This window comes from Streptomyces flavochromogenes (genome assembly GCF_000717595.1).
GTDB lineage: Bacteria > Actinomycetota > Actinomycetes > Streptomycetales > Streptomycetaceae > Streptomyces > Streptomyces flavochromogenes.
Genome location: NZ_JNZO01000027.1, coordinates 83,292 through 97,071 on the forward strand (window position 1 = coordinate 83,292; position 13,780 = coordinate 97,071).

General features: G+C 72.5%; 14 protein-coding genes. 4 read left to right on the top strand and 10 right to left on the bottom strand.

Features of this window, described 5'->3' with window-relative positions:
* Position 1: 1 nt before the first annotated feature.
* Complete coding sequence (locus tag IF00_RS0130200) at positions 2-1,471, bottom strand: tetratricopeptide repeat protein (RefSeq protein WP_245234676.1); 1,470 nt, start codon at positions 1,469-1,471, stop codon at positions 2-4.
* Between the two features lie 149 nt (positions 1,472-1,620).
* Between IF00_RS0130200 and IF00_RS0130205 the strand changes: the two genes are divergently transcribed.
* Positions 1,621-2,652: an Lrp/AsnC family transcriptional regulator gene (locus IF00_RS0130205; RefSeq protein ID WP_030323481.1), complete on the top strand. Its 1,032-nt coding sequence runs from the start codon at positions 1,621-1,623 to the stop codon at positions 2,650-2,652.
* Between the two features lie 32 nt (positions 2,653-2,684).
* A complete protein-coding gene (locus IF00_RS0130210) occupies positions 2,685-2,969 on the top strand; it encodes a DUF6191 domain-containing protein (protein WP_030323482.1) in 285 nt (94 codons plus the stop codon).
* Positions 2,970-3,047: 78 nt separating this feature from the next.
* Here the strand turns inward: IF00_RS0130210 and IF00_RS0130215 are convergent, their stop codons facing one another.
* On the bottom strand, positions 3,048-3,881 hold the full coding sequence (locus IF00_RS0130215) for a class I SAM-dependent methyltransferase (RefSeq protein ID WP_030323487.1): 834 nt from the start codon (positions 3,879-3,881) through the stop codon (positions 3,048-3,050).
* Between the two features lie 62 nt (positions 3,882-3,943).
* Here IF00_RS0130215 and IF00_RS0130220 point away from each other — a divergent pair, with 62 nt between their 5' ends.
* Both IF00_RS0130220 and IF00_RS0130225 read left to right on the top strand, forming a co-directional pair.
* Positions 3,944-5,788 carry a S9 family peptidase gene (locus tag IF00_RS0130220; RefSeq protein WP_030323490.1) on the top strand — a complete coding sequence of 615 codons (1,845 nt, stop codon included), beginning with the start codon at positions 3,944-3,946 and terminating at the stop codon, positions 5,786-5,788.
* A 56-nt stretch (positions 5,789-5,844) separates the two neighbouring features.
* Complete coding sequence (locus tag IF00_RS0130225) at positions 5,845-6,585, top strand: SURF1 family protein (protein ID WP_030323492.1); 741 nt, start codon at positions 5,845-5,847, stop codon at positions 6,583-6,585.
* 1 nt (position 6,586) lies between these two features.
* On the opposite strand, the gene IF00_RS0130230 is transcribed toward IF00_RS0130225, so the two are convergent.
* The 8 genes from IF00_RS0130230 to IF00_RS0130265 all read right to left on the bottom strand — a co-directional run bounded on the left by IF00_RS0130230 (position 6,587) and on the right by IF00_RS0130265 (position 13,564).
* Positions 6,587-7,786 carry a hypothetical protein gene (locus IF00_RS0130230; RefSeq protein ID WP_030323494.1) on the bottom strand — a complete coding sequence of 400 codons (1,200 nt, stop codon included), beginning with the start codon at positions 7,784-7,786 and terminating at the stop codon, positions 6,587-6,589.
* Positions 7,783-8,607 (bottom strand): SigE family RNA polymerase sigma factor, encoded by an 825-nt coding sequence (locus IF00_RS0130235; RefSeq protein WP_245234677.1) that lies wholly within the window; start codon positions 8,605-8,607, stop codon positions 7,783-7,785. The genes IF00_RS0130230 and IF00_RS0130235 overlap by 4 nt, the downstream gene beginning before the upstream one ends.
* Before the next feature lie 261 nt (positions 8,608-8,868).
* Positions 8,869-9,927, bottom strand: coding sequence for an aspartate-semialdehyde dehydrogenase (locus IF00_RS0130240; protein ID WP_030323498.1), 1,059 nt, complete (start codon positions 9,925-9,927; stop codon positions 8,869-8,871).
* Positions 9,924-11,195: an aspartate kinase gene (locus IF00_RS0130245; RefSeq protein WP_030323500.1), complete on the bottom strand. Its 1,272-nt coding sequence runs from the start codon at positions 11,193-11,195 to the stop codon at positions 9,924-9,926. The genes IF00_RS0130240 and IF00_RS0130245 overlap by 4 nt, the downstream gene beginning before the upstream one ends.
* 115 nt (positions 11,196-11,310) lie before the next feature.
* A complete protein-coding gene (locus IF00_RS0130250) occupies positions 11,311-11,730 on the bottom strand; it encodes a tetratricopeptide repeat protein (RefSeq protein ID WP_030323502.1) in 420 nt (139 codons plus the stop codon).
* 98 nt (positions 11,731-11,828) lie between these two features.
* Positions 11,829-12,488 (bottom strand): DUF5063 domain-containing protein, encoded by a 660-nt coding sequence (locus IF00_RS0130255; protein ID WP_030323505.1) that lies wholly within the window; start codon positions 12,486-12,488, stop codon positions 11,829-11,831.
* Between the two features lie 35 nt (positions 12,489-12,523).
* Positions 12,524-13,123, bottom strand: coding sequence for a recombination mediator RecR (gene recR / locus IF00_RS0130260; protein WP_030323509.1), 600 nt, complete (start codon positions 13,121-13,123; stop codon positions 12,524-12,526).
* A 105-nt stretch (positions 13,124-13,228) separates the two neighbouring features.
* The gene (locus IF00_RS0130265) at positions 13,229-13,564 is read right to left on the bottom strand and encodes a YbaB/EbfC family nucleoid-associated protein (protein ID WP_015034576.1); all 336 of its coding nucleotides are present in this window, start codon (positions 13,562-13,564) and stop codon (positions 13,229-13,231) included.
* Between the last annotated feature and the right edge of the window lie 216 nt (positions 13,565-13,780).

Sequence of the window (13,780 nt, forward strand, 5' to 3'; positions counted from 1 at the left end):
CTCAGGCCTCCCCCGCCAGGGTGAACAGGCCACGCCGCGCACCCTCTTCGTACGCGTACCGGAGTTCCCTGCCGCCGAGCAGCAACCGGAGCGCCCGCTCGCTCCGTGTCCGGGTCACCACGCAGAACTCCGCGGGGCGGTAGGAGGTGTCGAAGACCGAGCTCCGTAACAGGTCCACCGCTCCCAGCAGATGGGCCGCCTCGTCCCGCCTGCCCGCCGACACCCGGATCTGGGCGAGGAGTTCCGCCGCACCGGCCGCGCCCGCCGCCGACCCCATGCGCAGATGCTCCCGGAGCGCCCACCGGGCGTGCTCGGCGGCCCGCTCCAGATCCCCGTCCCAGGCCGCGAGCTCGGCGCGGGCGACGTACGACCAGGCCTCGGCGTACATGTCACGGCCCGACCACGACCACCGGCTCTCGCGATCCAGGTCGGCCTGGTCGAGTGCCTCCTGCGCGGCCTCCGGGTCGGTACGGCACTGGGCCAGCGCGATACCCGCCCAGCACGCGTGCCGGGTCGGGCCGAACTCCGGGTACTCCCCCATCAGCGCGAGGGCCTCCCGGAACTCGTCCGCGGCCGCGCGGGTGCGCCCCTGGTAGAGCGCGGTCGCGCCCCGCAGATGGGCGAGGAGCCCCAGCGCTCCGTCGTCCCCGTCCCGTACGGCCGCGGCCCAGGCCCGGACGAGGAGCGGATCCGCCTCCTCCGGGCGGCCCGACTCCAGCTCCAGGAACGCGGCGAGCCACAGGGCGCGGGCCGTCGGCTCCCCGCCGAGCAGGGCGAGGGCGTGCCGCAGCCGGGTCCGGCCCTCGGCGACCCGCCCGCAGACGGCCCACAGGAACCACAGCGAGACGGCGATCTCGACGGCGGTGCCCGCCTGGTCGTCCCGTGCGTGCGGCGCGGTCGTCGGGTCCATGGCGGCGGCCAGGTCGGGGAGTTCCCGCAGCGCCAGGTCGCGGGCGTCGAGCTGCCGGCCGCTCTGCCACCAGTCGGCGGCCCGCCGGGCGAGCTTCACGCACCACCGCCGGTGCCGCAGGACGAGGTCCGGGCGGTCGCCGCGTTCGGTGAGCCGGCGGGCGCCCACGGCCCGCATCGGGTGCGGCATCCAGTAGCGGGGGACGTCGTCCTCGCCGGCGAACAGGTCGTCGACGGGAAGGAGGGCGAGGGGCACGAGCCGGTCGAGGACGGCGAGGATCGTCCCCGGGGGCAGCGTCCACGACGCGCACACCTCGTGGACGGCGTCCCGGCCGAAGGCCCCCTCGAAGACGGACAGCCGCTCCCACAGGAGCCGTTCGGCGGGCCCGCAGCGGGCGTATCCGCGCTCGGCGGCGGCGAGCTGTCCCGCGCTCACCGGCTCGCCCCACAGCAGCCGCTCCTCGGTCACGGGCCCGCCCCACGACGGCCGTTCCTCGCTCACCGCCCCGCCCCAGAGCGCCCGCTCCGCGGTCTCGGGTGGGTCCTCGGTCCCCATGCGCATCGCCCCCGTCCTCTCCCCGTGTGTGACTTGTGCCTGAGTCCATGGCGAACGACCGCCGTTGCGGCTTGAATGCATATGCCTCGGTTCACCATCCTGGGGCGCCCCGGAACCCACACCCACGGTTTGCCGGGGATCGACCAGGGAGGGAAATGACGACCGGGGAATCCGTCCTGGGAGAGGCGGATCTTTCGCTGATCCACGCACTGCAGATGGCCCCGCGCGCCAGCTGGACCCAGCTCTCGGCCGTGCTCGGGGCGAGTCCGGACACCCTCGCCCGGCGCTGGGAGCACCTCACGGCCGGGGGGTACGCCTGGAGTTCGCTGCTCGCCGCCCGCCACGGCTCGGACGAGATGCTCTACGCCTGGGTCGAGCTGGAGTGCGCCGCGGGCACCTCCGAGGCCACCGCGACCGAGGTCGCGGGCGATCAGCACACCCTCGGCGTCCACCAGGTGACCGGCGACGCCGACCTCGTCCTGCTCGTGATCAGCCCCGACCTGTACGCCCTCGACGGCTATCTCGCCGGACGCGTGCGGCGGCTGCCCGGGGTGCTCCGGTGCCGCACCCAGGTCGTCACCCGGATGCACAACCGCCCGTACCGGTCCCGGATCGAGCAGCTCACCCCGGGTCAGGTCCAGCTCCTCACGGAACTCACGGGCGGGGACCGGCGGCCGCGCGCGCACGCGCGTCCCTTCCCGAACCTCACGGAACTCGACCACCGGCTGATCGCGGAGCTGTCGGGGGACGCCCGCCGCAGCGCCGCCGAACTGGCCCGGCAGTGCGGTACGAGCGAGTCGACGGTACGGCGGAGGCTGGACGTCCTGTCGGCGGGCGGCGCCCTCCACCACCACTGTCTGCCGGCCCCGAGGTTCTCCGGGCGTCCGATGTGGGCGATGGTCACCACCGACGTACCGCCCCTGGAGGTGCCGGCGACCGTTGCGGCGCTCGCCCGGCTGCCGCAGACCCGGCTGGTCACCTCGGTCACCGGCCCGCACAACCTGGCCGTCGCGATGTGGCTCCGCACGGTCGAGGAACTGCACGAGGTCACGTCCGCGTTCGTACGGGCCGCCCCGGCGCTGCGGATCGCGGGCACCGCGCTCGCGCTGCGCACCCACAAGATCGGGGCGCAGGTCCTCGGCCTCGACGGGCGGCGGACGCACCACATCCGCCCCGGCACCCCCTGACACGCCCGCACGGGCGTGGTCTGATGGCCGGTATGGAGTTCGCCGTGTTCGTGACGCTGCCCGGCCTGGTCATCCTGCTGACCGTGATCGCTTTCGCCGATCAGATCCTGCGCATGACCGGCCGCGGGAAGCGCCGCGGGCAGATCTCGTCGACCGGCTTCGAGCAGCTCCACGCCACCTTCTCGCAGGGCAAGCAGAACGAGCTCAAGGAGCGGCAGAGCGCTCTGGTGCTGCGCGACGACGAGGAGGACGGCGCCCCGCCGCACCACTCGACGGTGGACCTCACGGGCGGGCGCGCGGTCATCCGGCTTCCCTGAGCCGCCGGGCACTCGCTCCGGCGGCCGGGGGAAGGCGGCTCGGGAAGGCGGCTCGGAGAGAGGGCTCGGAGAGGCGGCTCAGGTGGCCGGGCGGGTCGCCTTGACCGAGTACATCATCGGAATGCGGGGCCGGTCCGCCGGGAAGCGGTAGTAGCCGTCCTCGTGCCGCTGGAGCGCGCCGTAGCGCGGGTACAGCGAGGCGTCGTGCTCGTGCAGGAACTCGATCCGCAGGCCGGCCCTGGCGAGCGCGGTGACGACCTCGCCGACCGGGTGCACCCATTCCACGCTGCGGTTGTGGACGGTGGCGGCGTCGAGCTCGGCGTACGTGCCCGGGCTGGTGTCCACCCAGGGATCACGGACGAAGTAGTCGTTGACGATCCGGCTGCCGGTCTCGTCGTCGAGCGAGTCGGTGAGCGGATGGAACTCGGCCACGTAGAGGAAGCCGCCGGGGGCGACCAGCGAGGCGGCGGTCTCCGCCCAGCGCTCGATGTCGGGCAGCCAGTTCAGCGCGCCGCAGCCCGTGTAGACGATGTCGTAGGCGCTGTCGGGGACGGCCTCCGCGGCGTCGTACACATCGGCCGCGACGAAGGCCGCCCGGTCCTGTGCGAGGCCCAGGTCCGCGGCGAGCGAGCGGGCGGTCTCGACGGCGGGCTCGGAGAAGTCCAGGCCGACGACGTGCGAGGCGCCGTGGCGGGCCCAGGAGAGGGTGTCGAGGCCGATGTGGCACTGCAGGTGCAGCAGGGAACGTCCGGTGACGTCGCCGACCTCCGCGAGCTCGAAGTCCCGCAGGGCGTCCTTGCCCGCGCGGAAGGTGTCGAGGTCGTAGAAGTCGCTCGCGGCGTGGATGGGGACGCGCTCGTCCCAGCGTGCGCGGTTGACCTCGTGCCAGTCATCGGGCGTCGGCGAGTACATGTCGGCGAGGTTATCCACAGGTTGAGGGGGACGCGACCCGATTGTCCGCCGCGCGGAGCATCATGGGTGCCATGACTGAGAGCAAGAACTCCGAGCTCGAGGGCGAGCTCACCGACCCGGCCCCCGCGTGGCAGCGGCGCTTCCGCGCGCCGCGCGTCTCCCTGCCCGAGTGGGCGGAGGAGGCCCCGGACCGCTCGCTCTTCGTGTCGAACGCGACGGGGACGTACGAGCTGTACGCCTGGGACCGGGCGAGCGGTGAGCAGCGGCAGGTCACGGACCGGCCGAACGGCACGACGGACGGCACCCTGTCGCCGGACGGCGCCTGGATCTGGTGGTTCGCGGACACCGACGGGGACGAGTTCGGGGTGTGGATGCGCCAGCCGTTCGGCGGCGGCGCGGACGAGCCGGCCGTGCCCGGCCTCGACGCCTCCTACCCGGCGGGGCTCGCCATCGGCCGGGACGGGACGCTCCTGGTGGGCCGCTCCACGGACGAGGACGGCTCGACGGTCCATCTCGTACGCCCCGGGGCCGGCGCCCCGGTCGAGATCTACCGGCACCGGGAGTCGGCCGGGGTCGGCGACCTGTCGTACGACGGCTCCCTGATCGCCGTCGAGCACACCGAGCACGGGGACGCGATGCACTCGGCGCTGCGGGTGCTGCGCTCCTCGGACGCGAGCGTGGTCGCCGAGCTCGACGACACCAAGGGCGGCACGGAGGAGCTGGGGCTCGCGGTCCTCGGCTTCGCGCCCGTGGACGGCGACAGCCGGCTGCTCGTCGGGCACCAGCGGCGCGGCCGCTGGGAGCCGATGATCTGGGACGTGGCGGCGGGCACGGAGACCGATCTCCGGCTCGACCTGCCGGGCGACGTGTCGGCCGAGTGGTACCCGGACGGCTCGGGCCTGCTGATCGTGCACAGCTTCGAGGCCCGCAGCGAGCTGTGGCGGTACGAGATCGCCACCGGCGCCCTGGTCCGGGTGGAGACCCCGGCCGGTTCGGTGTCGAGCGCGACCGCCCGGCCGGACGGCAGCGTGGAGTACCTGTGGTCCTCGGCCGCCGAGCCGCCGGTGGTGCGGTCCACGGACGGCGGCGTCGTCCTCGACCCGCCCGGCCCCAAGGCGCCGCCGTCGGTGCCGGTGGAGGACGTGTGGGTGGAGGGCCCGGGCGGCAGAGTCCACGCGCTCGTGCAGCGCCCGGCGGGCGAGGGCCCCTTCCCCACGGTCTTCGAGGTGCACGGCGGCCCCACCTGGCACGACAGCGACGCCTTCGCGTCGGGCCCGGCGGCCTGGGTGGACCACGGGTACGCGGTGGTGAGGGTCAACTACCGGGGCTCCACGGGGTACGGACGGGAGTGGACGGACGCGCTCAAGCACCGGGTCGGTCTGATCGAGCTGGAGGACATCGACGCGGTCCGCGCCTGGGCGGTGGCGAGCGGCCTCGCCGACCCGTCGCGGCTGGTGCTGTCCGGCGGCTCCTGGGGCGGCTATCTGACGCTCCTCGGCATCGGTACGCAGCCGGAGGCCTGGGCGGTCGGGCTCGCCGCGGTCCCCGTCGCGGACTACGTCGCGGCGTACGAGGACGAGATGGAGGCCCTCAAGGCGCTGGACCGGACGCTGCTCGGCGGCTCCCCCGAGGAGGTGCCCGATCGGTACGCGGCCTCGTCGCCGCTGACGTACGTGGACGCGGTGAGGGCCCCGGTGCACATCTCGGCCGGCGTCAACGACCCGCGCTGCCCGATCCGCCAGATCGACAACTACGTCGACCGGCTCAAGGCCCGGGGCGCGGTCCACGAGGTGTACCGCTACGACGCTGGCCACGGCTCGCTGGTGGTGGAGGAGCGGATCAAGCAGGTCGGCCTGGACCTGGCGTTCGCCGCGAAGCACCTGGGGGGCGGTCCGGTGGAGAGCTGAGGCGGCCGGGGACCCGGCCGACGGGGGGCCGAGGCCGCTTGCGTACCGTGGGGGGCGTGTACCGGTTCCTGAGAACGCCCCGCTGGTGGGGGATCAACGTCTTCGTCCTGCTGGCGATCCCGTTCTGTGTGTTCATGGGGACCTGGCAGCTGGGCAAGTTCGAGGATCGCGTCGACTCCCACGAGGCGGCCGAGAAGCGACCCGCCGCGAGCACGCTGAAGGCCGAGCCGCTGGACTCCCTGCTCCCGGTGGACAAGGAGACCTCGGGCCGGTCGGCCGAGGCACGCGGCACGTTCGGGGAGCAGTTCCTCGTCCCGGACCGTGATCTGGACGGCCGGACCGGCAGCTACGTGCTGACGCTGCTGCGGACGGACGGAGGCAGGTCGCTTCCGGTGGTCCGCGGCTGGCTCCCCACGGGCGCGAAGGTCCCCGCCCCGCCGTCCGGCGAGGTCACGGTCGTGGGCGCGCTCCAGGCCTCGGAGAACGGCGGCACCAAGGGTGCAGGCAGGGCCGGCGGGCTGCCCGAGGGGCAGCTGGGGATGATCAGCGCGGCATCCCTGGTGAACGTCGTCACGGACGACGTCTACGACGCCTGGATCACCCTCGCCGACTCTCCCGCCGGGCTCACCCCGGTCCCGGCGGCGGCCGCGGCGGGCACGAGCCTGGACGCGAAGGCCTTCCAGAACCTCGGCTACACCGCGGAGTGGTTCGTCTTCGCCGGCTTCGTCCTCTTCATGTGGTTCCGCCTGGTCCGCCGCGAGGCGGAGGCGACCCGCGACGAGGCGCTCGGCCTGTAGGTCAGGAGCCGGCCAGAACCCCGGTCCGGTAGATCGTGCCCGCGCAGGCGTTGGAGATGGTCGCCGACGCCGCGGGGCCGCCCGGCTCCGCGACATGGCTGACCAGGACGCTGCCGTCCGCCGGGCCGTCCTCATGGAGCAGCTGGGGCGCGGCGCCCGCCCCGGCACCGGCCTCCGGGCCGGTGCCGGGATCGGTGCCGCTCCCTCCGGAGCCCGTGCCCTCGCTGGGGTCGGGGGTGCCCGTGCCGTTGGTCGGGGTGTCCGTCGTCGGCGGTGTGGTCGGCGGCTCCGTCGGCGGCTGCACCGTCGGGGTCGGGGTGGCGGGTGTCGTCGAACAGGTCTCGCTCGGCACCCAGACGAACTTCACCTCGTAGGAGGCGTTCGGCTTCAGGGCCAGCGAGGAGTACTCCTGGGAGGGGTCGGGCAGTCCGCTTCCCCCGTCTCCCGAGGTGTGCCGGATCACCGAGATCCGCGACGGGTCGGCGGCGCCGCGGGCCTCGAAGCCGACGACTCCGCCGCCTTCCACGACACACGCCCGGTCGGAGATGTTGGCGATGCGGAAGGTGCCGTGCACCTTGCCCTCGCCGTCGGGTCCGCCGGCTCCCGCAGAGCTGACTCCGAGCTGCTCGGCCGTGCACGCCGGAAAGGCTCCGGCGTGGGCCTCCGCCTCCTGGCGGCTGGTGGAGGACACGCCGGGGCCGGGTCGCTGCGGCTTGCCCGCGGAGCCTTCGGCGGCGCCCTGGCTGGGCGACACGGTGCTCGCGGGGGGCGCGGCGCTCTGGCCGCCCTCGACGCCGGTCTCGGCGCCGGTGCCGCCCTGGGCGTCCTCGCCGTGTCCGGCGTTCACGGGGTTGCCGGCGGCGGAGATGCCGCCGGAGGAGGCTACGTGCACGAAGGCGGGTACGGCGGTGCCGATGAGGACCGCGGCGGCGGCGGCGCCGACGACGGCCTGCCGCTTGCGGGCGCGGCGTGCGGGTACGGCACGGCGCAGGTGTTCGAGCGAGCCGACGGAGGGTTCGAGGCCGGACACGGTGCTCTGGAACAGCCGCCGCAGCGCGAGTTCGTCGTCCCCGTCGCCCTCGCCGGGGCCGGGCTCGATGTTCACCATGCGCTGTCCACTCAGGTCGTCACGTTCATCAGGGACGTCGTTCTCGACGCTGTCGTCGCCGTTGTCGACGTCCTTGCCGGGTGCCCCGCTCACGACGTCGCTCCCATCGCGACGCGCAGCGACGCGATGCCCCGCGAACCGTACGCCTTCACCGAGCCGAGGGATATCCCGAGCGCCTCGGCGACCTGCACCTCGGTCATGTCCGAGAAGTACCGCAGGGCCAGCACCTCACGCTGGCGGCGCTGGAGTCCGCGCATCGCCTTGATCAGGTCCTCGCGCTCCAGCTGGTCGTACGCGCCCTCCTCCGCGCTGGCCATGTCCGGCATCGGCTTGGACAGCAGCTTGAGTCCGAGGATGCGGCGGCGCAGCGCGGACCGGGAGAGGTTCACGACGGTCTGGCGCAGATAGGCGAGGGTCTTCTCGGGCTCACGCACCCGCTTGCGGGCCGAGTGGACGCGGATGAAGGCCTCCTGGACGACGTCCTCGCAGGAGGCGGTGTCGTCGAGGAGCAGGGCGGCGAGGCCGAGGAGCGACCGGTAGTGGGCGCGGTAGGTCTCGGTCAGGTGGTCGACGGTCGTTCCGGCCGCCGGGGCGCCTTCGGCGCTGGCCCGGGGCGACGGGATGCCGTCGACGGAGCTCGCGCGGGATCCGGTGGGCACGGGGGCGATCACCGGCATGCCGCCGAGTGCGCGCGGCCGGCGGTAGGGGACGACCGCGGTGCCGCGTACGGGGACGACCGCCGTGCCCCGTAGGGGAATGACCGCCGTGCCGCGTACGGGGACGACTGCCGTGCCCCGTACGGGGACGGCCGCCGTGCCGCGTGCCGGGACGACGGCGACGCTCCGCGCGGGGAGCACAGCGGTGCCCGCGCCGCACAGCGGAGCGACGGTCGCGATGTCGAGTACGTCTGCCACGCATGTTGGACACGCTTCCCCCCGGCAGGGTTGTACGCGTACGCCACCCTTTTCGACGGTGAGTTGTTTGTCCTCATGCGTAACCGTTCTCCCCCAATACCCCGCTTCACAGCGTGTTCCACGCCACACCGGTGAGCGCACGCAGAGACGCCTCCCACCCAACTACTGGTTGCAGTAAGGGGGAAGAGCATCGTCGACCACGGCATCACCGCAGTTCAAGAGGTATCTGACGCCTATTTGCTCACAGGTCGTTCACAGACCCTACAAATACGTGACAACCGATTCCGCGATCTGGAGGGCGTTGAGGGCGGCGCCCTTGCGCAGGTTGTCGGCGCAGACGAAGAAGTCGAGCGCCCGCTCGTCGTCCATGGAGCGCCGCACCCGTCCGACCCAGGCGGGATCGGTGCCGACGACATCGGCGGGGGTGGGGTAGTCGCCCGCGGCGGGGTCGTCGTACAGCACGACCCCGGGCGTGGTCGCGAGGATCTCGTGCGCGCGGTCGAGCGGCACGGGGCGCTCGAAGCGGGCGTGCACGGAGACGGAGTGTCCGGTGACGACGGGCACGCGCACACAGGTGGCGGCGACCCGCAGCGCGGGGAGCGCGAGGATCCGCCGGGTCTCGTCCCGGACGTGCTCCTCCTCCGAGGAGGACCCGTCGGCGCCCACCGTGCCCGACCAGGGCAGGACATTGAGCGCGAGGGGTCCGGGGAAGGGCCCGGTGTTCTCGCCGACGGCCCGCCGTACGTCTCCGGGCTGGGTGCCCAGGTCGTCGTGGCCGGCCACGAGACCGACCTGGGCACGGAGCGCCTCGACGCCGGCCTGTCCGGCGCCGGCGCCGCTGGCGGCCTGCTGGGCGGTGACGACCAGTTCGGAGAGCCCGAACTCCGCGTGCAGGGCGCCCACGGCGACGACCAGCGCGAGGGTGGTGCAGCCGGGGCTGGCGACGATGCCCCGGGGGCGTACGCGCGCCGCGTGGGCGTTGGTCTCGGGCACCACGAGGGGGACGTCGGGGTCCGCGCGGAAGGCGGCGGAGGTGTCGACGACGACGGCGCCCTTGGTGGCGGCGATGGGCGCCCAGCGGGCGGCCACCGTCTCGGGCACCAGGAAGAGCGCCAGGTCGACGCCTTCCAGGGCCTCCTCGCTCAGCGCGAGGATCTCGCACTCCGCCCCGCGCACGGCGGCCTTCCGGCCGGCCGAGCGCGGGGAGGCGAGGAGGCGGATCTCGCCCCAGACGTCCGCGTGGTGCGTGAGCATCTGGAGCATCACCGAGCCGACGGCTCCGGTCGCACCGACGACCGCGAGCGTCGGCTTCGGCGTCATCGGCCGGTGCCTCCGTAGACGACGGCCTCGTCCGAGTCGCTGTCCAGACCGAAGGCGGTGTGGACGGCGCGCACGGCCTCGTTGACGTCGTCGGCGCGGGTGACGACCGAGATGCGGATCTCGGAGGTCGAGATCAGCTCGATGTTCACGCCCGCGTCGGAGAGCGCGCGGAAGAAGTCCGCGGTGACGCCCGGGTTGGTCTTCATCCCGGCGCCGACCAGGGAGATCTTGCCGATCTGGTCGTCGTAGCGCAGCGAGTCGAAGCCGATCGCGGTCTTCGCCTTCTCCAGGGCGTCGATGGCCTTGCGGCCCTCGGCCTTGGGGAGGGTGAAGGAGATGTCCGTGAGCCCGGTCGAGGCGGCGGACACGTTCTGCACGATCATGTCGATGTTGATCTCGGCGTCCGCTACGGCGCGGAAGATGGCCGCGGCCTCGCCCGGCTTGTCCGGCACGCCGACGACGGTGATCTTCGCCTCGGAGGTGTCGTGGGCGACGCCCGAGATGATGGCCTGCTCCACCTTGCGGTCCCCTTGCGGCTCGTTGCTGACCCAGGTGCCCTGCAGCCCCGAGAAGGACGAGCGGACGTGGATCGGGATGTTGTATCGGCGTGCGTACTCGACGCACCGGTGCAGCAGCACCTTGGAGCCGGAGGCGGCGAGCTCCAGCATGTCCTCGAAGGAGATCCAGTCGATCTTCTTCGCCTTCTTCACCACGCGCGGGTCGGCCGTGAACACACCGTCGACGTCGGTGTAGATCTCGCAGACCTCGGCGTCCAGCGCGGCGGCCAGCGCCACGGCGGTGGTGTCGGAACCGCCACGGCCGAGCGTGGTGATGTCCTTCTTGTCCTGGGACACGCCCTGGAACCCGGCGACGATGGCGATGTTGCCCTCGTCGAGGGCGGTGCGGATCCGGCCCGGCGTGACATCGATGATGCGCGCTTTGTTGTGGACCGAGTCGGTGATGACACCGGCCTGGCTGCCCGTGAACGACTGGGCCTCGTGGCCCAGGTTTTTGATCGCCATGGCCAGCAGGGCCATGGAGATCCGCTCTCCGGCGGTCAGCAGCATGTCGAACTCACGCCCGGCAGGGATCGGGGATACCTGCTCGGCGAGATCGATCAACTCGTCCGTCGTGTCGCCCATCGCGGAAACCACGACGACCACCTGGTGGCCGTTCTTCTTGGCGTCCACGATCCGCTTGGCGACGCGCTTGATGCCTTCGGCATCGGCAACGGAGGAGCCTCCGTACTTCTGCACGACAAGGCCCACGTGCGCTCCTCGCTCAGTGTGTGCCGCAGCCGGCGCTGCGATCGGCTCAGTCTAACGAGGGACCCGGAAACGCCAGCGTGATATCGAATGGTGAGACGCGCCGCTCAGAGAGTGATCACGAGGGAGGTTCGGCGAGGGACTTCACCACCGAGACCGTCACCGGGTGGTGCTCACCGAAGACCCGTACGCAGACCGGCAGCAGCTCCTCGAAGTCGACCCGGGCCCGCTCGGCCTGCCCGGCGAACCCGTACAGGTCGGCCAGGTTGAGCCCTGCCATCAGGGTCTCCGGGTGGTCCTCCCCCGGCTCGGCCGACAGCCCGGCCTCGGCGCGGCTGCACGCCCTGACGGCGTCGAGGGTCCGGTACGCGGACCGGTGGATCGCGGAGAGTTCGACGAACGCCTCCAGCGTCTGCCGATCCCCCTCGCCCAGGACGCGGACCATGTCCTCGACGACGAGCAGGGCGCCCTCCTCGGCGCGCCCCACGAAGTGGGCGGCCCTGCGCGGCACGTCGACGAGGCCCGGCGGGCAGACCACCGGACCGAGAGGCTCGGGCGGGCAGCACCGTCACCCGGCTCCGGAGGCCCCCGTAGGGCTCCGGACGCCCGCGCGGGGCTACAGACGCTCGCGCAGGGCTACGGACGCCCGTGCATGCCGAGCGGTCCGCCGATCTCCTCCGCCATCACGCGGCCGGCCTCCTCGGCGAGGTCGTCCTCGGTGAGGTCCTCGTCCGTGTCGAGGCCGTCGAGGGCCGCGAGGGGCTGGTCGAGGCGGACGTGGGCGACGAGGGACTGGAGGGCGCGGAGGGTGGCCGAGGCGGTGGGGCCCCAGTTGGAGAAGTACGAGAACTGCCACCACCACAGGGCCTCGCTGGTGCGGCCGGCGCGGTAGTGGGCCAGGCCGTGGCGGAGGTCGGCGACGATGTCGGCGAGGTTGTCGGAGATGCGGGCCGGGACCGGGGCCTTGCGGGGCTCGTACGGGTCGAAGACCTCGGAGAAGACGTCGACCGGTTCGAGGAGCACGGCGAACCGCTCGCGCAGGTCGTCCATGTCGGGCTCCGGGCCCGTGTCCGTCTCGTACCGCTCGTCCGGGACGATGTCCTCGTGCGCGCCGAGCCGCCCGCCCGCGAGGAGCAGCTGCGAGATCTCCAGGAGCAGGAAGGGGACCGCGCTGTCCGGCTCGTCGCCCTTGGCGACCTCGGTGGTCGCGACGATGAAGCTCTCGATGGAGTCGGCGATCTGGACCGCGAAGTCGTCGGGGTTCTGCGTGATCGCGTGCAGCGTGGGGTCAGACATCGAGGAGCCTCCCTGAGAGCGCGCCGGCCCGGTCGTCATACATCTAGCAGCCTCCGTCCCTCGAAGGCACGGCCGAGGGTCACCTCGTCGGCGTACTCGAGGTCGCCGCCGACCGGGAGCCCGCTCGCGAGCCGGGTCACCTTGAGCCCCATGGGCTTGATCATCCGCGCCAGGTACGTCGCGGTGGCCTCGCCCTCCAGGTTCGGGTCGGTCGCGAGGATCAGCTCGGTGACCGTGCCGTCGGCGAGCCGCGCGAGCAGTTCGCGGATGCGGAGGTCGTCCGGGCCGACGCCCTCGATCGGGCTGATCGCGCCGCCGAGGACGTGGTACCGCCCCCGGAACTCGCGGGTCCGCTCGATCGCGACGACGTCCTTCGGCTCCTCGACCACACAGATGACGGTCAGGTCGCGGCGCGGGTCCCGGCAGATGTTGCACTGCTCCTGCTGTGCCACGTTGCCGCAGATCGCGCAGAACCTGACCTTCTCCTTGACCTCCAGGAGCGCGTGCGCGAGACGCCGTACGTCGGTCGGCTCGGCCTGGAGGATGTGGAAGGCGATCCGCTGCGCGCTCTTGGGACCGACGCCGGGCAGCCTGCCCAGTTCGTCGATGAGGTCCTGAACCACGCCTTCGTACACGGAACGCCCTTTCAAGGGAGTGCTTGATTCTTACGGTAGTGGCTTAAAGCGAGCCTAAGAAGCCCACGGGAGGAGGGGCCTCGCAGGGCCCCGCGCCCGGAGGCCTCAGAAGCCGAGGCCGGGCATGCCGCCCATGCCCTGGGCCAGCGGGCCGAGCTTGGCCTGCTGGAGCTGCTGCGCGTTGTCGTTGGCGGCCTGCACGGCGGCCACGATCAGGTCGGCGAGCGTCTCGGTGTCCTCCGGGTCGACCGCCTTGGGGTCGATGACCAGGCCGCGCAGCTCGCCGGAACCGGTCACGGTCGCCTTGACCAGGCCGCCGCCCGCCTGTCCGTCGACCTCGGTCGCCGCCAGCTCCTGCTGGGCGCGGGCGAGGTCCTGCTGCATCTTCTGGGCCTGCTGGAGAAGCTGCTGCATGTTCGGCTGACCACCACCGGGAATCACGGTCACTCCTGAGGTTCGGTACGTCCGTATGTCGGTACGCCGAGCCTACGTGGTCCCCGCCCGCCCTGCTCCACCACTCTTTCGGGTGAGAAACTGCGGGCTCCTCTACCTGATCAAGACCCCCTTGCGGGCGGAAATCCTGGGATTCCGGGCCCACCGCCCACCATTCGGCGGTAGGAAGGGCAGGCACCACGTGCACCGCACGTCACAGAAGGA

What these genes read in the sequence shown, in the direction of transcription:
- IF00_RS0130200 (WP_245234676.1), bottom strand. Translation starts at nt 1,471, where the DNA reads ATGCGCATGGGGACCGAGGACCCACCCGAGACCGCGGAGCGGGCGCTC.
- IF00_RS0130205 (WP_030323481.1), top strand. Translation starts at nt 1,621, where the DNA reads ATGACGACCGGGGAATCCGTCCTGGGAGAGGCGGATCTTTCGCTGATC.
- IF00_RS0130210 (WP_030323482.1), top strand. Translation starts at nt 2,685, where the DNA reads ATGGAGTTCGCCGTGTTCGTGACGCTGCCCGGCCTGGTCATCCTGCTG.
- IF00_RS0130215 (WP_030323487.1), bottom strand. Translation starts at nt 3,881, where the DNA reads ATGTACTCGCCGACGCCCGATGACTGGCACGAGGTCAACCGCGCACGC.
- IF00_RS0130220 (WP_030323490.1), top strand. Translation starts at nt 3,944, where the DNA reads ATGGGTGCCATGACTGAGAGCAAGAACTCCGAGCTCGAGGGCGAGCTC.
- IF00_RS0130240 (WP_030323498.1), bottom strand. Translation starts at nt 9,927, where the DNA reads ATGACGCCGAAGCCGACGCTCGCGGTCGTCGGTGCGACCGGAGCCGTC.
- IF00_RS0130255 (WP_030323505.1), bottom strand. Translation starts at nt 12,488, where the DNA reads ATGTCTGACCCCACGCTGCACGCGATCACGCAGAACCCCGACGACTTC.